General features: G+C 70.9%; 17 protein-coding genes and 1 pseudogene. 8 read left to right on the top strand and 10 right to left on the bottom strand.

Going from position 1 to position 25,204, the window contains the following annotated elements:
- Positions 1–60: 60 nt before the first annotated feature.
- Positions 61–6,147, bottom strand: coding sequence for a DNRLRE domain-containing protein (locus AWX74_RS02280; RefSeq protein WP_226931383.1), 6,087 nt, complete (start codon positions 6,145–6,147; stop codon positions 61–63).
- A gap of 782 nt (positions 6,148–6,929) precedes the next feature.
- Here AWX74_RS02280 and AWX74_RS41080 point away from each other — a divergent pair.
- Positions 6,930–7,283 (top strand): annotated as a pseudogene (locus AWX74_RS41080) (transposase); the annotation flags it as partial.
- 117 nt (positions 7,284–7,400) lie between these two features.
- On the opposite strand, the gene AWX74_RS02270 reads toward AWX74_RS41080, so the two are convergent.
- Both AWX74_RS02270 and AWX74_RS02265 read right to left on the bottom strand, forming a co-directional pair.
- Entirely contained in the window at positions 7,401–8,336 is a 936-nt protein-coding gene (locus AWX74_RS02270) for a hypothetical protein (protein ID WP_091270972.1), read from the bottom strand.
- Complete coding sequence (locus AWX74_RS02265) at positions 8,336–9,400, bottom strand: SPFH domain-containing protein (RefSeq protein ID WP_091270969.1); 1,065 nt, start codon at positions 9,398–9,400, stop codon at positions 8,336–8,338. Before AWX74_RS02265 ends, AWX74_RS02270 begins: the two co-directional genes overlap by 1 nt.
- Before the next feature lie 152 nt (positions 9,401–9,552).
- Here AWX74_RS02265 and AWX74_RS02260 point away from each other — a divergent pair, with 152 nt between their 5' ends.
- The 3 genes from AWX74_RS02260 to AWX74_RS02250 all read left to right on the top strand — a co-directional run bounded on the left by AWX74_RS02260 (position 9,553) and on the right by AWX74_RS02250 (position 12,093).
- A complete protein-coding gene (locus AWX74_RS02260; RefSeq protein ID WP_479724488.1) occupies positions 9,553–10,473 on the top strand; it encodes an NUDIX hydrolase in 921 nt (306 codons plus the stop codon).
- 225 nt (positions 10,474–10,698) lie between these two features.
- On the top strand, positions 10,699–11,460 hold the full coding sequence (locus AWX74_RS02255; RefSeq protein WP_091270967.1) for an FkbM family methyltransferase: 762 nt from the start codon (positions 10,699–10,701) through the stop codon (positions 11,458–11,460).
- A 237-nt stretch (positions 11,461–11,697) separates the two neighbouring features.
- Positions 11,698–12,093: a DUF2267 domain-containing protein gene (locus AWX74_RS02250; RefSeq protein ID WP_091270963.1), complete on the top strand. Its 396-nt coding sequence runs from the start codon at positions 11,698–11,700 to the stop codon at positions 12,091–12,093.
- Positions 12,094–12,194: 101 nt separating this feature from the next.
- Here the strand turns inward: AWX74_RS02250 and AWX74_RS02245 are convergent, their stop codons facing one another.
- Positions 12,195–13,409 carry an MFS transporter gene (locus AWX74_RS02245; RefSeq protein ID WP_091270961.1) on the bottom strand — a complete coding sequence of 405 codons (1,215 nt, stop codon included), beginning with the start codon at positions 13,407–13,409 and terminating at the stop codon, positions 12,195–12,197.
- A gap of 161 nt (positions 13,410–13,570) precedes the next feature.
- On the opposite strand from AWX74_RS02245, the gene AWX74_RS02240 reads away from it, so the two are divergent.
- Complete coding sequence (locus AWX74_RS02240; RefSeq protein ID WP_193209882.1) at positions 13,571–14,212, top strand: TetR/AcrR family transcriptional regulator; 642 nt, start codon at positions 13,571–13,573, stop codon at positions 14,210–14,212.
- Positions 14,213–14,486: 274 nt separating this feature from the next.
- Here the strand turns inward: AWX74_RS02240 and AWX74_RS02235 are convergent, their stop codons facing one another.
- The 4 genes from AWX74_RS02235 to AWX74_RS02220 form a co-directional block, all read right to left on the bottom strand.
- Positions 14,487–14,756: a hypothetical protein gene (locus tag AWX74_RS02235; protein ID WP_131799385.1), complete on the bottom strand. Its 270-nt coding sequence runs from the start codon at positions 14,754–14,756 to the stop codon at positions 14,487–14,489.
- Between the two features lie 161 nt (positions 14,757–14,917).
- Complete coding sequence (locus AWX74_RS02230) at positions 14,918–15,322, bottom strand: hypothetical protein (protein WP_165615427.1); 405 nt, start codon at positions 15,320–15,322, stop codon at positions 14,918–14,920.
- Complete coding sequence (locus AWX74_RS40610; protein WP_091270953.1) at positions 15,285–15,803, bottom strand: hypothetical protein; 519 nt, start codon at positions 15,801–15,803, stop codon at positions 15,285–15,287. The genes AWX74_RS02230 and AWX74_RS40610 overlap by 38 nt, the downstream gene beginning before the upstream one ends.
- Before the next feature lie 17 nt (positions 15,804–15,820).
- Positions 15,821–17,557 (bottom strand): glycosyltransferase family 4 protein, encoded by a 1,737-nt coding sequence (locus AWX74_RS02220; protein WP_091271158.1) that lies wholly within the window; start codon positions 17,555–17,557, stop codon positions 15,821–15,823.
- A 340-nt stretch (positions 17,558–17,897) separates the two neighbouring features.
- Here AWX74_RS02220 and AWX74_RS02215 point away from each other — a divergent pair, with 340 nt between their 5' ends.
- Both AWX74_RS02215 and AWX74_RS02210 read left to right on the top strand, forming a co-directional pair.
- On the top strand, positions 17,898–19,352 hold the full coding sequence (locus tag AWX74_RS02215; RefSeq protein WP_091270951.1) for a lipopolysaccharide biosynthesis protein: 1,455 nt from the start codon (positions 17,898–17,900) through the stop codon (positions 19,350–19,352).
- A gap of 427 nt (positions 19,353–19,779) precedes the next feature.
- The gene (locus tag AWX74_RS02210) at positions 19,780–21,783 is read left to right on the top strand and encodes a hypothetical protein (RefSeq protein ID WP_091270949.1); all 2,004 of its coding nucleotides are present in this window, start codon (positions 19,780–19,782) and stop codon (positions 21,781–21,783) included.
- A 117-nt stretch (positions 21,784–21,900) separates the two neighbouring features.
- On the opposite strand, the gene AWX74_RS02205 is transcribed toward AWX74_RS02210, so the two are convergent.
- Entirely contained in the window at positions 21,901–22,686 is a 786-nt protein-coding gene (locus AWX74_RS02205) for an ABC transporter permease subunit (protein WP_091270947.1), read from the bottom strand.
- Positions 22,683–23,783: an ATP-binding cassette domain-containing protein gene (locus AWX74_RS02200; protein ID WP_242666029.1), complete on the bottom strand. Its 1,101-nt coding sequence runs from the start codon at positions 23,781–23,783 to the stop codon at positions 22,683–22,685. The genes AWX74_RS02205 and AWX74_RS02200 overlap by 4 nt, the downstream gene beginning before the upstream one ends.
- Before the next feature lie 758 nt (positions 23,784–24,541).
- Between AWX74_RS02200 and AWX74_RS40605 the strand changes: the two genes are divergently transcribed.
- Positions 24,542–25,012, top strand: coding sequence for a GlsB/YeaQ/YmgE family stress response membrane protein (locus AWX74_RS40605; protein ID WP_193209883.1), 471 nt, complete (start codon positions 24,542–24,544; stop codon positions 25,010–25,012).
- Positions 25,013–25,204 lie beyond the last annotated feature (192 nt).

The following is a 25,204-nucleotide window of genomic DNA, read 5'->3' as shown; positions in this document are numbered from 1 at the left end:
GATCATCGGAAACCGGCAGGTCTCATGGAGTTGGTGGAGGGTCTGCGGACGTTGGGTTTTCTAGACCCATGCGGTCCAGTATCCCGTCAGTTTCCAGGCGGACGAGAAGGCCGGCGCGGGGTAGGACCAGGGAATGATGGGGACTCCGAGCCGCACTCTGGCGCGTCCCTCGACGTAGTAGAGCCTGACGTCCTGGGAACGGCGATTGAAGTAGAAGTACCTCCTGAACGTGTTTGTTACCCTGCGCTCCTGGAACTCGCGACTCTTGACGAAGCCCTTGCTGGCAAATCTCCAGATTATCGACCCTACCCAGTCCCTGCGCCAGTTCGATGGCCAGGGGTTATACCAGAATATTACACGGGATACGGAGCACTGGAGTCCGAGTGGGCACTGCTTGTAATCGGTCGGCTGGGTCCCGGAGAAGTCGAACGAATTGTACGGGTCCTGATTCACGTAGTCGTATGGATTCGCGGAGCCGCCGACGACGGGGTCCTTGGAAAGGAACCGGCCTGTGACGGGGTTGTACAGGCGGACCCCCATGATGACAAGTCCACCCAGGCTGTCACGGGACCGCTGTTGGGTGCCGAGCCAGCCGTAGCGGGCGTAAGCGGTGCTCGCGAAGTAAGCGTGGCCGAATTCGTCGGATTCGGCGTAGCTGGCGATGGCGGTGGCGCCGGTGCTGTCGTCGACGGTGGCGACGACATCGCCGTGCAGGTTGGCGAGCTGAAGGGTGACAGCGCCGGCGCTGTTCTGAACCGCTGCCAGATCGCCACCGATACCGAGAATATTTCTCGTCCAGGTTCCGCCGGTGACACCGATCCAGGCGGGGCTGTCGCCGCTGGCGGTGGTGTAGTGGTTGGTCGAGGTGGTCGAGCCGTCAGTCCAGGAGCGGATACGGCGAGCCGGGTCGAGGGCATAGGTGCGGGTTGCCGAGCCCGAGGTCTGGGATTCGACGAGGTCATTGACGTAGTAGCCGACGGTGAGCGCGGTTCCACCTGCATCGGCGGCGGGTACCGCGGTGGTGCGGCCGAACAGGTCGTAGGTGTAGCCGGTGTCGGTGATCCGGTCGGCCTGGTCATAGGCGTTGGACAGGATCATCGGGGTGGTCGTGGTGGAGCAGTTCCCGGTGTCGGGCTGGCCCCCGGCGTCGGGATAGCTGTTCACCGCGGTGCGGTTGTAGTCCGCGTCGTAGGTGTATACGCGGGTGGTGCAGCTTCTGGGTCCGCCGTAGCTGACGGCGTCGACGACGCTGGTGAGCCGGCCGGCGAGGTCGTACCCGATGGATTTCCCTGCCGCCGCTGTGGTGTCGCTACGTATCTCTCCGCTGATGGAACTTGCCTGGGAGAAGGTCAGCCACGGTGTGCCCGACTTGGCGTAGACGAGGCTCGTCGGCTCTCCGCTGTTGTTATAGCGGGTCGTGTTCGTGAGCCCGTTTGGATAGGTGTATACGGCAAGGCGTCCTTCGCCGTCGTAGGTGGCGCTGAAGGTGGATGGGGCGCTTCCGGCACCGACGCCGAGGCTGGTGACGAGGCCGCGGTGTTCGGTGGCGGTGTCGTAGACGTAGGTGTAGGTGCCCTTGCCGTCGTTGAGGGTGGCGACCTGGCCGTCGATGTCGTAGGTGGCGGTTCCTGTGTTGCTGTCGGCGTCGGTCTGGGAGGTGGCCTGGCCCCAGGTGTCGTAGCCGGTGGTCAGCGTGATCGACGACGCGGTCGTCGTCGTGAGCAGGCCGGTGGTGGTGCTGTAGCCGTAGGTGGCGGTGGGCACGGCGGTGCCACCGTTCGCGGCGGGGCTGGCCGCGATGGCCTCGGAGGCTGGGCGGCCGGCGGTGTCGTAGGTGTAGGTGGTGGTGCGGGTGGTTGTGCTGCCGGAGGTGACGGTGTCGACCTTGGTCAGGGGCTGGTTGAGGTTGTTGTAGGTGTAGCTGGTGACGGGTAGCGGGTTTCCGCTGGTGGGTTGGGCTGCGGGGCCGGTGGTGCAGGTCAGGCCGGTCCAGGATGCGTTGACGCAGCTACCGGACCCGGTGGCGGTGTAGTAGGAAACGACGCTGGTGTAGGCGTCTGTGCCGGCGGCGTTGGCCGCGGGCTGCCGGGTTTCGACGGGGTTTCCGGCGTTGTTGTAGTAAGTGGCGCGGACGATGTTGGGGGTGGATCCGCCGCCCATCCAGGTGGCGATGGTCGTGGGCGTGCGCAGGGTCCAGCCGGACGTGTCAGCCGCCGCGCCGCTCTTGGCCTCGTACCCGTTGATGGTCTTGCGGGGTTCGGTGTCCGAGCCGTTCGCGAGGCGGATGGTGGTGGTGACGGTGGTCGGCAGCCGGTAGGGGTCGGTCGAGGACGGGGCGCCCTCGTCGTAGTCGGTGTGGACGTGCTGGCGGGCGGAGTACTGGGCGCCGGTGTCGTCGACGATGCGGTGGGTCGGGCCGAACGTGTCGGTGACCGAGACGCCGTCGGTCGAGTAGACGGTGTCGGTGTCGAGGAGTTGGGCGCGGGCGGCGGAGTCGGTGAGCGCGGTGACGGTGGGGTCGGTGTCGGCGGTCGAGGTGACTGCCTGGTTGCGGTTCTCCGCGCCGAGTTCGCGGATGACGTTTCCGTTCGAATCGTGTTCGGTGGTGGTGATCTGCCAGGCACCGTTGCCGTAGGAGGCGGAGTTCACCTCCCGGCCGTCGACGTTGAGGTAGGTGATGTCGGCGTAGGGCCAGTCGGCGGCGACGGGCGGGTTCGACGGGACGCGGCTGGCGGGGAAGACGGCGGTGGCCCAGGAGGGCAGGTCGCGCTGTCCCCAGTCGTCGACGACGCCCGCGGCCATGTCGATCGGCGCGCCTGATCCGGTGAGGGCCAGGCCGTAGACGATGGTCTGGGTGGCGGTGCCGGCACCGGCGGGCCGGGCGCGGGAGACGGTGGTGATCCGGTTGTAGGTGTCGTAGCCGAAGGTCCAGGTCTCCTGCCCGGGTGGGGTGTAGGAGCTGACCTGGCCGGCGGCGTTGTAGGCGTAGGTGGTGGACAGGTGGGTGCCGCCGCTGTCCAGGCGCGGGTCGTACTGCTCGCGCAGGTGGCCGGTGTTGTCGTACCGGTACTGCGCCACGACGACCGCCGACGCCCCGTTCAGCGACATGGAGATCGAGGCGAGCCGGCCGGTGTAGTCACCCCAGGTGGCGGGGGTGGTGCCGGTGGCGGTGGTGGAGGTGGCGTAGGTGAAGGTCAGCGCGCGGCAGCCGGCGACCAGCGTGGTGCAGGTGACCCCGTCGGGTACCGGGCCGAGGATGCGGGTGACGCGGCCCGCGCTGTCGGTGGTGTAGGTGGAGGTGGTCGCGGAGCCGGGCTCCTCGACGCGGTCGGTCACCCAGATGGTGGCGGAGCCGACGGTCTTGGAGACGAACACGGTCTTCGTGCCATCGGCACCGGTGTGGGTGAACTGGGTGGCGGAGTCCTTGACCAGCTTCGACCCGTCCGTGGCCGTGTCACCGACACCGACATAGCTGTACGGGTACGAGCCCGAGCCGGTGCGGCTGTAGGCGGACGGCGTGCCCTCACTCGAGGTCAGTGACACCGTGTTCGTGGTCGAGGTGGTGTCGGTGAGGGTGCTGCCGGCAGCGCCGGTCTCCGGGCCCTGCAGGTCTGACGTCCAGCCCGGGCCGAAGACGCCGGATGGGTCGCTGGTCGCCGAGGGCGGGGTCAGCGTGGTCGTCGACCGCCCGACGGCGAGAGAACCGGTGTAGGTGGGCATCGACACGTCGGTTGCCGACAGCGAGTAGTCGCCGGTCAGCAGTGCCAGCGTGCCGGGGCCGACCTGGCTGTTCACGTTGGAGTCACCGAAGGCGTTGCGGGTGAACTCGATCGTCCGCGCGGCGGTGCAGGACACGACGTTGGCCGAGGTACGGAAACAGGCCCGCAGCTGTACGGGGCCGTCGGAGCCGCCGCCGAGGGTGCCGGGCAGGTTCCAGTTCTGCCGGTCGAACACCCCGGAACCGTTACGCGCCGCCGGCCAGGTCGGATGCGTCGACGTGCCGTCGATCACCGTGTCGGCGACGGGGACGTCCAACCAGGTCGCGCTGCTGCTGGTGCCCAGGTGGTACTGGTAGGTCACCGACACCTGGGTGCTGGGCGCCTGCCCCTCGAGGATGACGAAGCGCTGCACCCGGGCGTTCTCCGCCGGGCTCGCCAGCGCGCCGGTGCCGATCCCGAAGCCGAACGAGGCGACGGGGGAGAGGTTGCCCGACTTGTCCTTGGTACGGACGTAGAGGGTGTGCAGTCCGGCGCCCGGGGTCAGGGTCGGGGTGGTGGTGCCGGTGGTCTCGGTGCTGGGGGAGGGCTCGTCGAGGCCGTAGAGGAAGCTCGCGGTGTCACCACCGGGCGACGTCCACGAGATCGTGCCCGACGTGGTGGTGGACCAGCCACCCGACGTCCACGCCGCCGAGGTCAGCGAGGTGGGTGCCGACGGGGCGGTGGTGTCGACGGTGAACGGGATCCAGCCTGACCAGGCCTGGGAGTAGTCGACGCCGTCGTAGGCGCGAGAGCGCCACTGGTAGCTCGTGCCGTTCGTCAGCACGCTCGCGGGGACGGTCCAGGACGCGGTGGCGTTCGGGGAGACGTCGGAGACCGAACCGTCGGTGATCTTGGTGGTGCCGGCGGAGTTCCACACCTCGAAGTCCAGCCGCAGCGGTGCGCCGTCCGCGTCGGTCGAGGCACCCGAAAGCACCGGTCGCGTGCTGTTCGTCAGCACGGTGGCGGGGCTGCCGCCGCACTGCGCGGAGCAGGGGGAGGTGGACCGGTTCGCGACCGTGCCCGGGTAGGAGTTGTAGGTGGTGGAGATCTGCGGGGGGAGCAGGGTGTCGCCGGAGTAGAACGACTTGAACTGGGCGTCGAGGGTCTCGTTCGCGGCGCGCAGTGTCAGGGTCTCGGGGGAGGGCTGGCCGTTGGAGGACCAGGCCTGGACCAGGCTGGTGATGTCGATGTTGGCCGGGCCGGCGCCGCAGCTGTTGTCGGCGCCCTCGTTGAAGCTCGCCGATCCCCAGGTGGTGCCGTCGGAGGCGGGCTGGGTGTTCCACGTCGCGCCGGAGGACAGGCCCGCGGAGCCCTGCACGATCGTCGGCTGGTCGTCACAGGTCGTGGACCCGGCCTGCCAGAGGTTCAGGGTGGCGGCGGTGACGTGGCGGCCTTCGATGGCGGTGGTGTCGAACTTGAGGAACGACCGCTGCACCGAGCCGAGGTAGGCGCCGACCCGCAGGTACTGGTAGGTGTCGTAGTTGGTCGTCGGGTAGGCGCTCGCGACGTCGGCGTCGAAGTTGTCGGGCAGGACCGCGGCGGGGTCGATGGTGACCGGGTACTGCCGTGCCGGGTCGGTCAGCCACTTCTTGTCCGGCCGCAGGGCCAGGGTCGGGGTCGCCGTGCCGCCACCGGACAGGGCCGAGTCGACGGTGCGGGTACGGTCGGGCAGGCCTGTCTTCTCGTCGACGTGGGCGTCCCACATCAGCGGGGTCGGGGAGCGCGCGGCGAGTTTCCCGCCGCCGGACAGCCGCAGCTCACCGCCGGCGGTCCGCTCCGCGGTCACGCCCTTGAGCCGCATCGGCAGGTTCAGCGCCGCCTGCGCCGCGGCCGGGGTGTGCGCGACGATCTGGACGTCGAACCCGGTCGGGGTGACCTCCACCTGCAGGTCGGTGTCCTTCGCGACCGCCTTGTAGGTGGCGACGTTGCCCTTCAGTTCGGGTGCGGGCAGCGCGGTCGGCCAGGCGAACGCGACCTCCCGACCGGCGTCGGCGAGCCGGGCGACATCGCCGCCGGCCTTGCCGCCACCCGCGGAGAGCACGACGTCGGCCTTCGCCGCCTTCGGCGTGACCTTGCCGTCGACGAGGGCGAGGGTGGTGTCGACCAGGACCCAGCCGTCACCCCGGCGGATGCGGTGCACGCCGGAGAAGGACTCGACGGTGATGGTGCCGTCCGGGTTCACGAACGTGGACGTCGTCTCCGTCCGGTCGTTCGTGATCTCGATCCGCCGCTTCTCCGCGCGAGCGGCGAGCTGCGCCGAGATGAGGTCCGGCCGCTCGGCCGGCCCGGTCGGCGTGGCCTGCGCGGGCTCCGTGGGCGCGGCCGACGCGCTCGCGCGCAGCGCGGGCAGGAACTGGGTGACCGTGGACGCGAGAACGGCGACCAGCAATACGCAGAGGACATGTAGGAGTGGTTTACGCCGGTGTGGTGGAGAGGCCCTTAGCACGTGAACTCCGATCCGCAGGTTTTCGGGCATGACATCGCCGTGGCCTCCGGAGGGGAACGGAGGCCACGGCGATCACTGAAAAATGACGCCCGAAAACGATCTGCGCAACTCACTCAAGAAACCCTGCTTCCGGGGATCGTGACGGAACGTCAGGGGAGTGGTGGCCCGTGGTCGATTTTGGTCACCCAAGGTGATGGCTGCTTGGGTCTAAACCGGGCCTGGATCGGCGCTGCTCACGGCCTTCGTAGCATTGCTTCCCGGCGTGGCCGGCTCTCGGATCACACTGCGGAAGCGCTGTGAGGTGGGACACACAAAGACCTGTTACCTGGTGGAAACATTGAGGTGTCCGGCGACTCGGGCGAGGCGGAGGCTGTCGGCGAACCCTAGCGTAGGCAGCGGTTTGTCGCCCCCTGGCCCTCCTCGGACCAGGGCGCGGATGTTTCCGACTCTCCCGCCAGGTGAGATCTGGCCCGGGGCGGTGGCAGCTGACCTGCGGGTTTTCGTCATGCGGGGCTCGGGTGTCCGGGGGAGGCGATGAATTCGAAGCGACTTGCTGACAGCAGGCGTGAAGTCTGTCATAGTCCTTGACCGGAGCTTTTGTTTGGCAAGTGCGTCCAGCGTGGGGTGGCTTGCATTGTTGGTTCTTCCACGGTTCGCCCGCCGGCGCGCGAGCGGTGGTCGAGGCGGCCGGGCGCAGGTGTACCCGCACCGCCGATGCCCAAGGAATGTCCGGTGATTGTTCCGGCTGTTCCGAAGGCTGCAGCCAATTTCTCGGGGGGCTGTACCCGGGTTTGCGGACGTCCTTCTTTATCTGCCGTAGGAGCCACCTGACCATGGCCCGCCCGACCAGATATTCACCGCAAATTCGCGCCCTCGCCGTTGCCAGGGTCGCCCGCATTCGGCCGGGCCAGCGATCCGGCTGGCAGGCGATCAAGATCGTTGCCGCGGAGCTGGGGGTGAGCGCGGAGACGTTACGTGGCTGGGTGCGCCAGGCCGAGCTGGTACGCAGCCAGGACCCCCGCCGGGACCATGTGGATCTCACGGAGCTGCGCCGGCTGCGGGAGGAGAACGCCAGCCTGCGCCAGGCGCTGGATCTCACGCTCCGGGAGGCTGACGCGGTCGCCGTGCCTCACCAGGTCGGCTCAGGGGCCGACGGGACCGAGGGGGCCGACGTCAGCCCGATCCTCAGGCCGGTGTTACAGGAGGCGGAGCCGGTGCTCGGCGACGCCGACCGACAGCCGCTGGCCCCAGGTGAGGGTGATCGTGTCGGATTCGATGCCGTCGCCGAAGACGACCAGGCGTTCGGACTCGGCGCGTAGCTCGATGTTGGCCGATGCGGGGAGCAGGCCTTCGACCATGGTGGCGCCGGTGGTCGGTGACGGCCAGGCTTCCCGCACGAACCAGACCAGACCGGGGAATTCGGGGTGCGGCAGGGCCAGCTGGCTGCCGCGCTGGCGCCACACCGACTGGCACCAGCCGCCGCAGCCTGTTCCCGTCCCGACCAGCAGCCCGGATGACGCCTGCCGCTCGAAGCGGACGGCTCCGGTGTGGTCGGGGGCGGCGAGCTCGTAGCGGGCGGTCTGGTGGGAGGCGTGGCCGACATAGATCTCGTTGAGGGCGAGCAGCCGCTGGCCGTCGTCGGACCTGGCCTCGACCATGGTCACCGTCCGGGCCGACGGGGTCCGGGCCTGGGCCGGAGCCCCGCCTGACGTGCCTGCCGCAGTGGTCTGGAGCAGGGCCGCGAGCTGGCCGACCGAGTGCCGGGCCAGCACCCCGGGGTTGCGCCCGGGTTCCGGGTCGATGCCGATGACCGGTTGCCCGTCGAGGTACTTGGCCACGTTGGCGACCAGCCCGTCCTGGCCGACGCAGACGATCAGGTCGTCGGGGGCGAACAGGAAGCGGTCGAGATCGGAGCGTTCCACCTCACCGTGGCGCCAGTCGGCGGGGACGGCGGCGATCGCCGCCCGGCGGGCCGCCGTCACCGCGGCGTCACGTGCCCGCACCTCGGCGAGGTCCCGCCCCCGGCTGGCCAGGAAGAACGCGGCCTGCCCGGCGGTACCGTGCCGATCTAGCAGCTCGGCGTACTCGGTGCGCCGATGGACCAGGACGACCCGCGGGGCGAGCGCGGCCATCAGGCACCGCCGGTGTGGGTCGCGCCGCCCGTCCGGGCCGCACCGGCGAGCCGGGTCAGCAGCTCGCTCAGGACGTCCGGAGTGATGGTCAGTGCCTGGATGTCGGGGAGACTGCCGGCCAGGTCACGCACGGCCAGCGTCATCGCCGCCCGGTTGTCCAGGTCGCGCAGGGCTTCGACCCGGGCCCGTTCCGCGGCGCCCTCCGCGGCTCCGACCCGCTCGATCTCCTCGGCGCGGGCGGCGGCGGCCAGCCTGGTCGCCTCGGCGGCGCCGGCCGCGGTGAGGCGGGCGTTCTCGGCCTGGGCCTCCACCGCGATCCGAGCCGCCGCCGCCTTCTCCGTCGCGGTCCGCCGGTCGTTGGTGCCGCGCTGGGCGACCAGTTCCTCCTCCCGGCGGGCGAGCTCGATCTGGTTCTGCATCTCGTTCTCGGCGATGCGGCGCTCCTGCTCGACGGCCCGGGCGCGCCGGCCGTAGGTCGCCCGGTCGGCCTCGGTCTGCACCTGCTCCCGGGTGGGCGTGCGCAGCGCCTTCTCCAGCTCCGGTTCGGGGCGGATCGCGATGACGCGGACCCCGACGACCGCGACCCCGGTCTCGGCCAGCCGCTGGTCGCCCTCGAGCCCGGTCGCGATGCGTTCCCGGACGGCCGGCACTCCGTCGACCAGCGCGTTCGTCAGCGTGGTGCGGGCCAGCAGTTCGAAGGCGTGCTGCTGGGCGGTCTCGACGATCAGGCCGCCGAGCTGCTCCAGCGGGTTCGTGCGCCAGGCGCCGGTCTCCGGGTCGATGCCGAAGTCGAGGCGGAGGACGGCCAGCGTGGGCTCCGCCACCCGGTAGGTGACGGTGGCCTGCACGGCGACGTCCTGGAAGTCGGCCGTGCGGGCGTGGAAGAGCAGCGGGAGCTCCCGGTCGTCCACCGGAACCTCGCTGATCACGGCGGTGCGCGGCTGGTACCAGAAGGTGAGGCCGACCCCTTCGTGCCGGGCCCGCCCGCCGCGCAGGTGACGGACGTAGGCGGTCGGGGTGCCCCGCAGGTGACGCAGGAACAGGGCGCGGCTGATGTCCGCCATGGGGATCTCCTTGTCTTCGCGGTGCTCGTGGCCGGCCTGGCCGTCTGTGTCGCTGCTGGCCAGCCCGAGTGCCGCTCGATCTCGTCGAAGTGACGATAACGAGGCAGACCAGTTCTCGTCAATATGACGAGATTGCCGGTACAGTCAGCTGCGTGACCGAGGACAGGCGTGGGACGCCTTGCAGCCCGCCCGCGGGTAACCAGCTGACCGTGGACGGCTACGCCCCCTACGGGGTCACCGCCGACCTGGTGATCCTCACGATCCGGGCCGATCAGCTCTGCGTGCTGCTCGTCCGCCGTGCGCTGGAACCCTTCGCGGGGGCGCTCGCACTGCCCGGTGGCTTCGTCCGCCCGGACGAGACGCTCGGGGCGGCCGCCCGCCGGGAACTCGCGGAGGAGACCGGGTTGCGGCTTGACGAGCCGGCACCAGCCGAACGGGGTTTCGCGCAGGCCGAACGGGGCGCCGGCACCGCTCGGGCCACGTCCGCGCCGGCCGTGGTGGGTGTCGGTTCGGCCGGGTGGCCGGGCGCGCACCTGGAACAGCTCGCCGCCTACGGCGCTGTCGACCGTGACCCGCGGGCGAGAGTCGTCACGATCGCCTTCCTCGCCCTCGCGCCCGATCTACCCGAGCCGCGATCCGGAACGGATGCGGCGGCGGCGGAGTTCGTCCCCGTGGCCGCCGTCGCCGGCGCGGAGCGGGTGACCCGCGGCGGGGTCGGCGAGGGCGGGGTCGGCGAGGGCGAGGTGGACGGCGCCGGCCTGGCCTTCGATCATGGGGCGATCCTCGCCGACGGGCTGGAACGGGCGCGGTCGAAGCTGGAGTACACGACCCTGGCCACCGCGTTCTGCCCGGTCGAGTTCACCGTGGCCGAGCTGCGCCGGGTCTACGAGATCGTCTGGGGTGCCCCGCTCGACCCGCGCAACTTCCATCGCAAGGTGACCGGAACCCGCGGCTTCCTGGAACCCGTGGGCCGCTCGACCACCCGCGACGGAGGCCGGCCCGCCGCGCTCTACCGCCGGGGCCCGGCTGAGGTCCTCTACCCGGCGATACGCCGCCCGCCCGCGGGTGATTGAAGCGGCTCGGGTGGCCACGCTGAGCCACCCGTAAAACCGTCGCCACATTGCGGATCGTCATCATCGGCAGAGCCCGACAGATACCCTGGCCCTCCGGCCGGCGAGGTGGCCGGGTGTAACATCCCGCCGAGCTGTCGCGGTGGTCGGTAGTCACTTGATACTCGGCCGTTGCGCGAGTGGGTGGCCGGATTTCCCTGGGCGGCATGACAGAGAGGTACGACTCAGATGAATGTCGCGAGCGTCGTCGCCGGGTTGATTCCCGATCGCGCCTTCGGAGACGCCATCGCATTGGCTCACCGCAGGTTCGAGCCGGTACTCGGCCAGGTCCGGTCCCTGGTCGCGCCGGGTCAGACGGTGGTGGACGTCGGTGGATGGTACGGCCCGTGGACCTTCTGGCTCTCACGCATCGCGCAGACCGTGGTGACCGTCGAACCCAACCCGGAACTCGCGGCGTTCATCGCCCGCGTGGCCTCCCCCAATGTCACCGTGATCGCCAAGGCGGCCTCCGACGAGGCAGGTACGGCAAAGCTGTCCCTGCCTGAGGGAGGGCGTGGCACCGAGGGGCGGGCGTCCCTCGGTCCCCTCCCGGGCGGGCGTTCCATCACTGTCGAGACCTTCCGCCTCGACAGCCTCGAGCTCGACGACGTCGGGCTTGTCAAGATCGACGTCGAGGGTCATGAGCTCGCCGCGCTGCGCGGCGCCGAGGGCATCATCCGGAAATGGCGCCCGAACCTGCTCGTCGAGATCGAAGAAGCTCGATCTCCCGCCGCCCCCACCCTCGAGTACCTCCACGACCTCGGCTACAAGGGCCTGGTGCTGGTGAACGGCCGTTGGATTCCGCTCGCGGAGTTCGATCTGCTCGGGCATCAGAAGGCGATGAGCGGGCAGGCGGAACACGGTTATCTGCGGGCCGTGATCGACGGGTCGGGAGCGAAATTCGTCAACAACATCCTCTTCCGATACGCGCGGGGGCGGTCCGACGACTGAAACGGGAGTTACCGCGGGGAGGGATCTCCGACCCTCGACGGATCTTCTCCTCTGATCATCTGCGGTCACGTTAAGCGTTCCGCGTGATTCTTCCCGTAGTGGGCAAGCTGTCGACGTGGGCGATGTCGCCCACGGTCCGCCGGTCTGCCTCCCATGGTCGGTTCGCGGGGCGACCAGGGGAGCGGGCGGGCGGGAAGCGGCGAAGCGGCGAAGAGCGCACGAAGAGGGGCGAAGCTGATGAAGCGCGATGAACTCGTCTCGACGGTCCGTGAGACCGGCCGGATGGACAGCGTCGAGCACGCCGAGACCGCCATCCGGGCCACGCTGGGGGTGCTCGGCGAGCGGCTGTCCGGCGGCGAGACCAAGGATCTCGCCTCCCAGCTACCGCCCGCGTTCGCCGCGGCGTTGCCGCCATCCGGCCGTGGCGAGCGCTTCGGGCTCGACGAGTTCTACCGCCGCGTCGCCGAGCGGGAAGGCGGCGGTTGCGACAAGGCGCATGCCCGCCAGCATGCCCGTGCCGTGGTCGCGGCGCTGAAGACGTCGATCAGCCCCAACGAGTTCGAGGACGTCGCCGGGCAGCTTCCCCACGGCTACGACGAGCTGCTGGGCCGCGAGCCGGTCATCCACTACTGAGGAGTCCGCCGTCGCCGCAGGGTGTGCGGCCTGATCGCTCCGGCTCCGTCGTCACCGGTGAACGCCCGGCGGATCATCTTCGCCTCCCGGCGGCGCTCCGTCTACGCTGCGATCGTTGCCACGCGGCCGGTGGGCGTACGAAGCCAGTGGGCGAACCCGATAAGCGGCAGAATCCCGGCGAAGATCGCCACTCCGGACCAGCCGTGCGTGTCGTAGATCGCACCGGACAGCGCGGAGCCGATCGCCCCGCCCGCGAACATCGTGGCCAGGTACACCGCGTTCATCCGGGCGCGGGACTCGGGCCGGGTCGTGTAGATCTCGCGCTGCCCGAGGACCTGCGTCGCCTGCACGCCGAAGTCGAGCAGGAGGCCGGCCGCGGCCAGCGCGATCACCGAGCTCTCGGCGACCAGGGCGAGCAGCATCGCGCCGGCGGCGAGCAGCAGGCCGGCGCCGGTTCCCAGCCGGGTCCGGCCGAGGTCGCCCAGCCGCCCCGCGATCGGTGCCGCGGCCGCGCCGCCGGCCCCGACGAGGGCGAAAACACCGATCGCGACCTGGCCCAAGCCGTGGCGCTCGTGCAGGTCGTAGGCGATGGACGTCCAGAAGGCGCTGAACGCGCCGAACATCAGCGTCTGGTAGAAGGCCCGCCGGCGCAGGACGGGCTCGTGGCGCACCAGCTCGACCAGTGAGGCGATGAGCGCCGGGTACCGCGGGCCGGGCGCGGGCCGGCGCTCCGGCAGCACCCGTAGCGCGGTGACGGCCACCGCCACCATCAGCGCCGCGGAGATTCCGTAGACCCACCGCCAGGACAGTGCGGCGGCGATCAGGCTTGAGGTGGTCCGGGCCAGCAGGATCCCGAGCAGCAGCCCGCTCATGACCTGACCGACGACCCTGCCTTCCCGGCCCGCAGGGGCCAGATGGGCCGCGAACGGCACCAGCACCTGCGCGACCGTGGACGTCGACCCGATCACCAGCGCCGCCGCCATGAAGACGGGCAGCGACGGGGCCGCGGCCGCCGCCACCAGTGCGACCGCGGTGCCACTGACCAGGCAGACGGCGAGGCGCCGGTTCGCCAGCAGGTCGCCGAGCGGGACGATCAGCAGCAGACCCAGCGCGTAGCCGATCTGGGTGATCGTCACGATGAGTGCGGTGGTGCCCTGGCTGGCATCGAACGCGCCAGCCAGTTCGGCGAGGATCGGCTGCGAGTAGTAGATGTTCGCGACGGTCAGCCCGCAGGCCATGGCCAGGAACAGTGCCACGACGCGTAGGCGCTGGGGGTCCGCGCGGACCTCGTGGAAGGACGCGGTCGACTCGACCATGATCAACCTTTGATAGTGAACGCTGTGTTCATGAAAGCTTATAGCTGAACGCCGCGTACATGAAATAGGCTGCGGATGTGACCGACGATCTGTCCGTCGCCCGCCCGGCGGGCGACGGGTCAGCCTCAGCGCGCGGTACACCTGCGCCTCAGGGTGACCCGGTGGTACCCGTCGGTCCCGGGTCGGGCCGTCCCGGGTTGGACCAGACCGGGGCGGGGCGGTCTGGGCCTGGTCGGTCTGGGCCCGGCCGGCCGCGCAGTGAACGGGCCCGGCTGGCGATTCTCGACGCCGCCGCGGATCTGCTGATCGAGGGCGGCCTCGCTGCGGCGACGATGGAGGCGATCGCGGCCCGCGCCGGGGTCAGCAAGGTAACGATCTACAAGTGGTGGCCCAGCCGGGGTGCCGTGGCGGTGGACGCCTACTTCCACCGCTACCGGCCAGAGATGGGCATGTTCGACTCCGGTGATCTCGCCCGCGACCTGACCGCGCAGATCACCCTGATGGTGGACGCCTTCCGTGGCCGCGCCGGTGCGATCATGGCCGAGCTGATCGGTGCGGCCCAGACCGACGCGGTGCTCGCGGACCAGCTGCGCGCGCTGTGGATCAAGCCCCGCCGGGATGCCGGCACCATCCTGATCCAGGGCGCGGTCGACCGCGGCGAGCTACGGCCCGACCTCGACATCCAGATCGCCCTGGACCAGCTGTTCGGCCCGCTCTACTTCCGGCTCCTGGTCCGGCACCTGCCCCTGGGTGACCCGATGCCCGCGGCGCTCGTCCGCGCCTTTCTGGACGGCGCCCGGTAGCCTTGTTTGGCGAGTCGCAAGAATGAACGATTTTGGTCGTTCCAACGACCAAAATCCTTACTTCTTGCGGGTTGCCAGGTGAATCTCTGCCCATTTTGTCGTGCTTGAGGTGAAATGCTCGTGCTGTGTGGCGACGCGGGGCCCTCGATGGATGGCTGTGCGGGTCGTGTTCGCATTTCGTTGGCGCGGTTCCGCCAAGCCCATGCTGGTGGCGAGGATCCACCGAATCTCAGGATTCTGCAGCAGGCTCTGCGGTAACCGAAACCCTAACTTCTTACGAATTGTCGAGCGGCTCCGCCGGCCTTTTTATTGATATTGATGCACCACTGATGCCTTCTGGACCTGCGACCGGTTCGTCGCCGACGGTGGCGGCCGGCTTCCTCTCCGATATCGCCACCGCTGCCATTGCGATGCCCTCGATGATCGCGCCGAACGGCTCGAGAGCGACAAAGATCACTGTCGCCACGATCATCAGGACCCGGTCCGCGGCAGTGCCCAGCTTCCGGCCCAACGCTGGCAGCTTCTCTCTTTCGCGGGGCCTCATCGTTCGACCGAAGGCTGCGGTCGGGAGCAGGCGGAAATGGCGCGGCGATCAACATCGTCGCGATCCGGCTCTTTCATGCCGACCTCCCCACTGACGGAAGCGCCAGGCGATCGGCGCGGGTTCACGTCGGAGCTGACTGCACCGCATGCGCGGGTGACTCGCTATCGCTGCTGTGGGTCAAGTTGCCCCACAGCCCTCGGGGGACCTTCGGGTGGCAGGTCGGCCGAAGAGGAAGAGGATGACGCCGCCCGCTGCGCCTGGTGGTTCTGTCGACGGCCCCGCAGGCGTATCCACGCCTCGGTGACGAGCCCGAGGGCGACGAAGGCGGCCCCGAACAGGGCGCCCCAGAACAAGGTGATCCAGGCGAGGTACATCAGGAACAGGAGCCGCCTGGCCACGGTTTGGTACTTCTCCGCCACAGCGTCGCCGTAGCGGCGCCGGACGAGGCCGGTGACGGCCGGCCCGAAGACCAGGTTGACGGTCGCCAGGCCGACCAGCCACTTCTGATCTTCCGGCGAGGCGGTGGAGTCAACCGACCACAGGTCCACCGGCCAAGAGTAGGACAAAGCACCCTCCGCCGGGTGCTTTCCACCCGGCCGGCAGGTGTCTCATCCGAGACCGAAACGGTGGGTTTCGGTGCTCTGAGATCAGGCGACAATGCGTGCGCCGCGGCGCTGGTGCACCGCGAATCCCCGGAAGGGCGCGGATGAGTGCCTGTTCTCCGGCCGGGCCGGCCATGACGAGCAGCTCGGCGGAGCGGGAGCTCACGTTGGTCTCACGGACGGCGGCCAGCCGGGTGAGGCATTCGAACGGGCAGCCGAGGAAGGAGCTGCGGACCATTTCCTGGAGCAGCACGGTCCGCTTGGTGTCGGAGCGTTCCGCGTCCAGCCAGTGGTAGAGCAGCCCCTCCGCCCAGGAGGCACCTGACCTGGCGTTCCCGGCGACCCTGTCGACCAGTCGGGTGAACGCGTCGTTGGGCATGGACGCGGTGTAGCGCCGCACGCACTCGTTGCGCTCCAGCGTGCTTCTGACCTCCGGCGTGGCCACCTCGACCGGGTCCGCGGTCAGTCGCGTGTGTAGGGGTGCGCGGCCGCGACCAGGAGATCCTCGCCGGTGGCCGGGCGCGGGCGGCTGGCCGGGCGCAGCCCGCGGCGGGCCAGCGCCGTCCGGGCGCCGGTGTTGTCGGCACCGTAGAAGAGCGCGGCGAAACGTCGCGTCCGCCCGTCGTCGGTTGCCGTTTCGGTCGCTGTGCCGGTTGCGGTGTCGCTGCCGGGCTCGCTCCGCGGGGTCAGCTCGAACAGCAGGTCGGTCCGTCGCAGCACGGGCAGGTCGGCGCTGGCTGCCAGGTCGAACTCGACCAGGGTCAGCTGGTCGTCGGGGCGCCGCCGGTCGCGGGCGGGCCGGTGCCCGATGCCCGGCGCCCGGTGGGCTGGGCGCGGCCCGCCGGTGAGCCGCCGGCCGCGGGTCCTGGTGGGCGGCTCGCCCGGCCCGGCGGGCGCCGCCGACCTGGCGTTGCCGAGGCGGTCGAGCTCGGAGGCGATGATCCCGGCCAGCAGGTCGGCGCTGGTGTCCCAGCTGAAGCCGTCCGCCCAGGCGCGGGCCGCGGCGCGCACGGTCCTCGCCTGCGCGGGGTCGGCGAGACGGGTCAGCGCGGCCGAGATGGTTTCGCCGAGCCGCGCCGGTTCGTCCACCAGCCAGCCGGTGACCCCGTCGCGGACGGAGTCGCGCAGCCCCGGGACCCGGAAGGCGACGGCGGGCACGCCCAGTCCGTTCGCCTCCAGCACCGACAGGCCCCAGCCCTCGCCGTGGGACGGGTTCACCGTCAGCCAGGCGGAGGCGAGCACGGCGTCGCGCACCTCGGCGGGGGCGAATCCGTGCCAGCGCAGGGTCGCGTCCGAGGCGCCGTCGCCCTGAGTGATCATCAGTCGGGCCGCGAGGTCGGCGAGGCGGGCGCGGTCCGGCCCGTCGCCGACGATGTGCACGGACAGGTCCGGGTGGGTGCGCAGCAGCGCGGGGAGAGCCTCGATCAGCAGGTGCAGGCGCTTGTGCGGGACGAGCCGCCCGACGCACACGATGGTCGGCCCGGCCGCCCGCCGGGCGAGATCATCCGCGTGCTCGGGTCCGGTCAGACTGTCAGCGCCGGTGACGCCGTCAGCACGGGTCACGCCGTCAGCGCCGTCAGCGCCGTCAGCGCCGTCAGCGCCGGTGACGCCGCCCGGCACGGTGACGCCGTTGGGGACGAGGAACCGGGCGCCGGGCAGGGCCAGCACGCCGCGGGCCTCGTCCCGGGTGGACGGAGAGACCACGGCCACCGGCCGGCGCCGGTAGACCCACCGGCTGCCCGGGGCCTCCAGGAGCTGTCCGACCCGGGCGACCGGGCCCGGAAAGTACAGCGGGAACTGCTTCTGGTGGACGTGGTGCAGGACCTGCACCACCGGGATGCGGGCGGGGAGCACCAGGGGGCTGAAGAAGGGGATCCCGTTCTGGCAGTCGACGACGGCGTCGACGCCATCGTCGGAGTGGGCCATCCGCGCCAGCCGCGCCAGGACCGACGGGTACACCCCGAAGGTGCCACCGCCTCGGCGCACGGCGACGCCGTCGACCATGCTGTGCGCCGCGGCACCCGGCGGGCGGGACGTGAGCAGGGTGACGCGGACACCGGCCGCGGCGAACCGCTCGGCGATCGAGTGGCAGAACAGCTCGGCCCCGCCGGCCTGCGGGTGCACGCTGTCCCGCCAGTTGAGGAAGACCAGGTGCCGGCCTGCCAGTGCCTGGGTGGGCCGCGGTGCAGCTGTCGTCACCAGATCGCTCCCGTCGTCCTGTCCGGCGCGCCCTGCCCGCACGCCCGCACGTACCGGACGCCCGGTGCGTCCGGTACGTCCTCGGCCGAGAAGTTACTCACAGCGCGCCGCATCCGTGGCGGCGGCACCGGGTGGTCGGGCCCCCTGGTCGGGCCGGCGACGTTCGCGGCGGTCGCCTCCCGCCCGGCTGCTGATACCGCTTCCAGGTGCCGCTTTATACCGTTGGTGGCGTCAGGGCCGTACTATTGCGGCATTTCCTGTCATCATGACCAGTGATCCGCCTCACGTCCGGTGCAGGGGAGCCGGGCGGCCGACGCCGACCGGGACCAGGGAGCGACCCATGGTGACGCGTGCTCGGGCGACCATCGCCGGGTTGATTGCCGGCCCCGCGGCCCTCGCGGTCGCCGGTGCGTTCGCCAACGGCATCAACCTGCTGATGAACCTGGTGCTCGCGCGGGTTCTCGACCCGGCAGCCTATGGTGCGGTGGTCGTCCAGGTGAGCATCTTCATGGTGCTCTCGGTGGTCGGCAACGCGCTTCTCATCGCGGTCGTGCAGAAGGAGACGGCCGCCTACGGTGACAGCCGGCGCGATCAGTGGGGCTGGATCCGTGACCTGCGCCGCCAGTGCCTGTTCGGTGTCTTCGTCGCCACGGTGGTGGCTCTGCTGATCTGCCGGCCGGCGGCCCTGCTGTTGTCCTACGCGCATCCGTTGGCCGTCGCCGAGGCCGTCATCGGGGCCGCGGTGTGGACGCTTCTGTGCGTGGAGCGCGGGGTGCTCCAGGCGCGGGGTGCCTACCGCCGCCTCGCGGGCAACTTCGTTGCCGAGGCAGCGGCCCGGGTCGGTCTGGTCGTCGTGTTCGTCGTCGCCGGCCTCGGGGTGAACGGGGCCGGGCTCGGGCTGGTGCTGGGCGTCGCGCTGGGCACCGACCATGCCCGCAAGGGCCTGGCGAAGGTGCCACGGGCCGTGGTGGCGGCCTCGCAGCGGGCCGCCCGGTCGGCGTCGCTCGCCGCCACCGGCCCGCTCGCGATCCCGGAGGCTCAGATCCTCCGGCGGCCGGGGCTGCTGGCCAGCACCTGGGTGGCGCTCGGTGCGCTGGTACCGCTGGCCCTGCTGCAGAACATGGACGTCGTCATCGTCGGCTGGCTGGACCACGACGGCGCCGGCGCCTACGCGGCGATCGCCACCGCCTGCAAGGTGCCAGTGTTCATCGGCCTCGCGGTGGCGAACTTCCTCCTGCCCGAGGCGGCCCGGCGCCGGGCCGAGGGCCGCGGCGCCACCGCCGCGCTCACCGTGGCGTGCGGGCTCGTCGTGGCACCAGGCCTCGCGCTCGCCGCCATCGGCGCGGTCGCGGCGAAGCCCCTGCTGTCGCTCGTGTTCGGCGAGGACCTCACCGGGGGCGCCTCCTCGCTGTCGATCCTCGCGCTCGGCATGACCTTCCTCGCGCTGACTCTGATGTTCGCCACCTACCTGCTGGGGTCCGCGCAGCGGCGGGTGGTCCTGGTTCTCTGGGTCTGCGCCGGCGTCACCGCGGGAGCGATCGGGGTGGCGGACGGTGACGCGAGGCGCACCGCGTTGGCGATGCTCGGCTGTCAGGCCGTCACGGCCTTCGCGGCGGGCGTGCTGGTGCACCTCGTGCACCGCGCCGATGCCCGCGCCGCGGCCGCATCCGTATCCCGTCGGGTGTCGCCGGTCCGGTTGTCAGGCACGGCGGTGGAGCGTTCGCTCGGCCCGGGATCGGGTCGGATTCAGCCTGATCCCGGGGCTGGGGAGGTACGGTCCGCCGGTGCCTGTTGACGTCATCCTCCGCGTGAGTGAACGCGGAGGATTCCAACGACGCGAAAGCTGGTTCGCGTAGTTGAAGTTCGCAGCTCACCGGCCCCGGTACCCCGATGCCTCCCCGCGCAGTCATCGTGCGCCCTGCCACGTCCGTGCTGGCGGTGCGCCTGCAGGCGACGTACCGGGTCCAACGCTGGCTCTTGCGCGGCTCCGATGCCGCACGTCTACTGACGGACCTTCCTGTTCATTAATATCCGCGGCGTAACTGGGCACGCGGTACCAGAGTCAGATCTGATCGACCCTCGCACCGACCTTCCCTGCTGGTCGCGGCCGGATCCGAATGGCGGCCCGGCGCTGCCGTGGAGGGCCGTCCGAACGGAGTGCATGTGGCCTTGACCAGTCGTGGGCCCGACCGCGCCCAGCTGCCCGTGACGGGCCAGGTCTGATGCCCGACCCCGCGAACATCGACCCGGACGCGACGAAGATCCTGGGCCCGGGCGGTCCGTCCCACCCGCCCGCCCGGCCGTGGGCTCACCAGGGTTCGGCGTCCCATCGCCCACCGCGGACCTGGGGTGGGCCGCCGCCGGATCAGACCGGCCGCCCGGCGGGCTCCGGCGGCCGCCGGCCAGAGCCGCGCGGTCATGCCGGCGGGCCTGGCGGTTCCGGAGCGCCCGACAGCTCAGGCGCGGATGGCGGGCCGGGAGCCTCGGACGGTCCGGCCGGGCCGGGCGAGCCCGCCGGTTCTGACGGGTCTGGCAGTCGCTCCCTCACACGGCGCGGTCTGCTCACGGGAGCGGCCGGGCTCGGTGCGCTCGCCGCGGGTGGAGCGGCCGCGTGGCGGCTCACCGGAGGCGGTTCCGACGGCGGGCAGTGGTGGCCGGCTGATCCGGATCTGCCCACGGGCGCGGACGGATCAACGCCCGAGCCGACCTCGGCGTCGAAGCTTCCCCCGGGCATGTTGACGATCTTCGGGGCGCCGGGAAGTTTCGGCGGGCTGGACGCCTCGTCCCGGATCGGCGTGGTCGAGATTCCCGGTTGGGGCTTCGGGCCGGGCCAGGCGGCCTTCATGTCGGCGGTGGCCGCCGACGGGACGGTCCTGATCAGCACCACTCCGTTCACCGATGACCAGTCGAAGCTCACCGGCACCGGCATGGAGCTGGGCCTGTTCGAACCGGGAACGCGCCGCTTCACGCGGATGGTCATCCCGTCATCCACCGGGCGGCAGACCGAGCCACACGCCGACCCGTTGTTCTCCGGTATCGGCGGCGGTGACGTCTCGGACGTCGTCGTCGTGCCCGCCCCGGCGGGCGAGCAGGGCGAGCGCGCCGTCTTCGTCTCACTGATGCCCTACTACTTCTGGGATGTCCGCACCTACGGCCAGCTACCCGCGTTCGGGCAGCTGCGCCGCGGCGGCGCGGACGGGGCCTGGGGCTACGAGCCCGATCTGTCCCGCACCGGCGACGCGCTGGCGGGCAGCACGGAGCCCTGGGTCGCGGCCACCGCCTTCCCCGCCGGAGCGAACGGGCAGCCGCGCTCGGCGCGCGGGATGACATCCATCGCCCGGCTGCCTCGCAGCGGCCACCTGGTGGTCGCCCAGTACCTGGGCACCGGGAAGGGCGGCACCGACAACGGCGCGCTGCTGGTGCTCGACCTGGACGGCAGGGTCCGGGCGTTCTGGCAGTACCCGCAGGTCCGGCCGCTCGGGGTGGAGCTGGTGATCAACCCGCGCGAGGTCGCCGCCGATCCGACCAGTGAGCCCGATGACGAGCGGTTCGTCCTGATCTGCGATGTGCGGGACACGAACCACCGCACGCAGCCCTTCCCGATCCAGGAGTTCTCCTACCAGGCCTCCACCGGACGGATCACGCCCCGCAGCACGGCCGTGCGGGCCGTGCAGGACGGATCCCGGATGGAGACCGCCGCGTTCGGCGCGGACGGCACCCTCTACGTGGCCCGCACGAAGGCCGACGGGCTGCGCGCGGACAAGCTCGCCGTCTACCCCAGGATCGGCCGGGAGCGCGGCCTGGTCAGCCGGACCCCGGCCACCGGCAACTGGCCGGTGGACAGCTGGGGCCGCGACAATCCGGCCGACTTCCTCGTTTCCGGCACCGACCGCGGCGGCCTGGTGCGCAGCCTGACGATCGATCCGGTCACCGGAGCCGTCCTGCTGGGTGGGCTGGACGGTTTGGTGACGGCGGTACGTCCCGCCGGCAGCGGAAGCCGCATGACGTTCCGCACGCTCGACCCCGTCGATGTGGGGCTCGACCGGCTGCGTGGCCCGTCAACCCGCTACGTCGGGCTGCGGCGCGGAGCGGTCGACGCACAGCGGCGGACGCTGTGGCTGCCGGTGAACCAGATGGTTCTCGACGGCATCCGCTGGCCCTATCCGCCGTTCAAGCTCGACCAGTGGCTGCTGGGCCTGAACCTGGACTTCCTGCTCGAAGGCTGAACCGCGGGCACGCCGCCGCCGTCAGGACCCCAGGCCGGTCCGGCCGCCAGCGCCGATCCGGGTCCCAGGCCAGGTCAGGCCGGTGCCAGGCGCCAGGCCCTCGGGCTTCCGACGGGACTAGGCGGTGACGTCGCGGCGGCGGAACATCAGGGCCGTGAGCAGCGCGGCCACCGCGCAGAAGACGCCGACCCGAACGCCGGCCTGCAGGTAGGGCGTCGCGTAGCCGGTGCCGCCGACGGAGAAGATCTCCATCAGGTGCATCGGGAGCCAGCCCGCGGCCGGGCTGTAGATCCGTGACACCAGCATCTCCACCGGCAGCGCGTAGGCCAGTCCGACCGCGATCGCGGCGGCCGGTGAGCGCAGCACCACCGCGGCCAGCGCACCGACGACGGCATACCCCAGCGACCCGAGCGACACGTTGACCAGGCTCTTCCCCAGCGCGGCCAGACCGGACAGGGACGCCCACTGATCGGTCGGGATGCCCTTCACCGGCGCCAGCGCGAACGAGAGCGCCACCGCGACGACGGCCGCCGCGAGGACCACCCCCACCACGAAGACGGCAAGCGCCAACACCTTGCCGGCGAGCAGGCGCAGCCGGTGGGGCTGTGCGACGAGCTGGTTGCGCAGCGTGCCGCGGGAGTACTCGCCGGCGAGCGTCGCAGCGGTCACCGACAGTGCGACGACCCCCAGCAGGATGGTCACCGCCTCCAGGCCCTCGCTGATCCCCGACGGCGCGGCCAGCATCGCGACCGTCACCGGATCGCCGTCGAAGTCGGTGCTGCCCGCGGAGAAGATCGTCAGCATCGCACCCAGCGCGGCGACGGCGGCCACCGCGCTCACCGTGCCGAACAGGAAGCGCGGACGCAGCAGCGGTACCCATTCCGATCGAAAGGAACTGATCACGTGGCGCCTCCTCGCATGGTGAGATCTCCGTCTACGTCGCCGGTGGCCCGCAGGAACGTCTCCTCAAGGTTCGGGCGATGCGTCCGGATCGAGCGCAGCGTGATCCCGGCGCGCATGGCCAGCCGGTTGATGCCCGCGGCCAGACCGTCGGGCGCGTGCGCCACCACCACCGGATGTCGTTCGACCAACGTCGGCAGGGAGCGGGCCTCGCCGGCCATCTCGATCTCGGTGCGCAGACCGGCGGAGCCCAGGACCGCGGCGAGGCGCTCGGCGTCATCGTCACGTTCGGGCACCATGAGGATGCGCGGGTCCTCGGCTGCCAGCAGATCGGCGACATGCCCCTGGAAGAGCATGCGACCACTGCGGATCATCACCAGGTGGTCGCAGATCTGCTCGACCTCGGAAAGCAGGTGGCTCGAGACGAAGATGGTCATTCCGGTGCCGGCGAGATCCCGCAGCAGGGTGCGGATCTCCCGGATTCCGGCGGGGTCCAGCCCGTTTGTCGGTTCGTCCAGAATCAACAGCTTCGGGCGGGGGAGAAGGGCCGCGGCGATACCGAGCCGCTGTTTCATGCCCAGCGAGTAGGTGCCGAAGCGGTCGTCAGCCCGGCCGGCGAGCCCGACCTGTACGAGCACCTCGTCGATCCGCTCGCGCCGGGCGCGTCGCCGATGCCCGAGGCCGCTGCCGCGCCCGACACCGCGCAGCAGCGCGAGCTGCTCGAGGTTGCGCCGGCCGGACAGGCCAGGGTGGAACGTCGGGCCCTCGATCATCGCGCCGGTGCGGTCGAGGTAGCCCTCGGGCGAGGTCACCGGCTCGCCGAGGACGAAGGCCTCGCCCGCGCTCGGGCGGACCAGCCCCAGAAGCATGCGCAGCGTCGTCGACTTGCCGGCGCCGTTCGGCCCGACGAATCCGGACAGGGCGCCGGCCGGGACGAACAGGTCGAGGTGGTCGACGACCCGCCGCGGCCCGTACTCCTTGGTCAGGCCGCGGGTCCACACCGCCGCGTCGGCGGGCATGACGCGAGTGTCGGACGCACTGGATACCCCGGGCACGGCAGGCACGCCGGGCACGGCAGGCACGCCGGGCGCGGCAGGCATCCCGGCAGGTATCCGCGGTGCGGCAGGCATGCCGGGTGCGGCAGGCACCCTCCGTGCTGCGGACGCCCCGGGTGTGGCAGGCGCATCGGGCGTGATGGTGCCCGGCGTCGGACCAGGCGTGACGGGCCGGTACAACACCGGCTCCGCGGGCATGTCTCGCGTCATGGCGTTGCGGGTGAGGTGGTCGGCATCGTCGGACTGACCTCCTTGGCGCGGCTGGAAGTGGATGTCGGATGGCGCCTGCCGCCGGGGGCTTGTAACGCCGTCGCGCGATGCGCGAGGTGCCCGGGCGGGGCGTGGGGGTGCGCCCGCACTGCGGGCCGATGGAAGGTGGAACGCGAAGGCGCCTTCCACCGAATACGTGGGGCGCTGCTTTCCTTTCTCGAATCGTCGAACGAACGCACGGTAGCCGAACGTTCCAGGCGGTGTCCTGTTGAGCGTGTGACGGGTTTGACCTGCGTCACGTCATTTCCCGCGCGAACCCGGACATAGTCGCGGGAAGCGGGCGGTCAAACCCTGGGAAAACAGGTTTGGCGATCGGTTTCGACGGATCGGTTCCGGTGACTTTTCGTCAGCGCATTGTTTGCCGGCGGCCAGGCATGGTGTCGGCGCGTGACGGCACCACCGGATCGGCGGTGCATCATCGGGCGGCTGCGCGGCGGCTGGTTTTCGGGCAGCGTCGCCGGGTATCTCAGCGCGACCTCGGCCCACGATGGGTCACGCTCCGTAGTGGAGTTCTTGTCGGTGGGGGGCGGTCGATGCTCTGGTTCGTGTTGACCTCGATCGCGGTGGGGCTACCGGTCTCCGTCGCGGCTCGCGCGGTTCTCCCGGGCTCCCGGCCGCTTGCTCTGCGGACCGTGGCCGTCCTCGGGATTCTCGGGGCGCTGGTGGGGGCCGCGGTGGGGCGGGCGTTGCTGGGGGACGGTGGGCTTACCGCGCATCCGATCCGGCGGGAGCTTGGTGGGCCCGTTCTCGGTGCGGCGCTGGCCGTCCTCATCGGATGGGGTTTCCGGCTCCACACCTACCGCAGCGGTCCACGTCCTCCGCGGGTACGGCCGTGGTCAGAACACCGGGATGCCGCCCCACAGCCGGTGTCGGCCACTTTCGCCCGGCAACCAGCAGCGGCCACCCGACCGCCGGCCGCTGCGACGCGACCATCGGTCACCGCCACGCAGCCATCGGCCACGCGCGCCCAGCCGCCGGCCGCTTCCGCCTCGCCGCCGGACTGAGCTCGCCACCGGACTGAGCTCGCCGCCGGACTGAGGGCCGCGCACCCAGCCCCTGAATGGGCGCCATCGCACCTGGACGACAATGCCCAGGGAGGGCCACGTGTCCGTTGGACGCCCAGTGCCCGCCAGGAGCATACGTCGTGATCGCCTGTCGGCGGTTGCGGGGTGACGGTCCTCGTTCGTGGGGCGATG

The sequence above is a fragment of the Parafrankia irregularis genome, from assembly GCF_001536285.1.
Lineage (GTDB): Bacteria > Actinomycetota > Actinomycetes > Frankiales > Frankiaceae > Parafrankia > Parafrankia irregularis.
The sequence above is the reverse complement of the archived record's forward strand: the minus strand, read 5'-3'. Positions and strand labels throughout refer to the sequence as shown.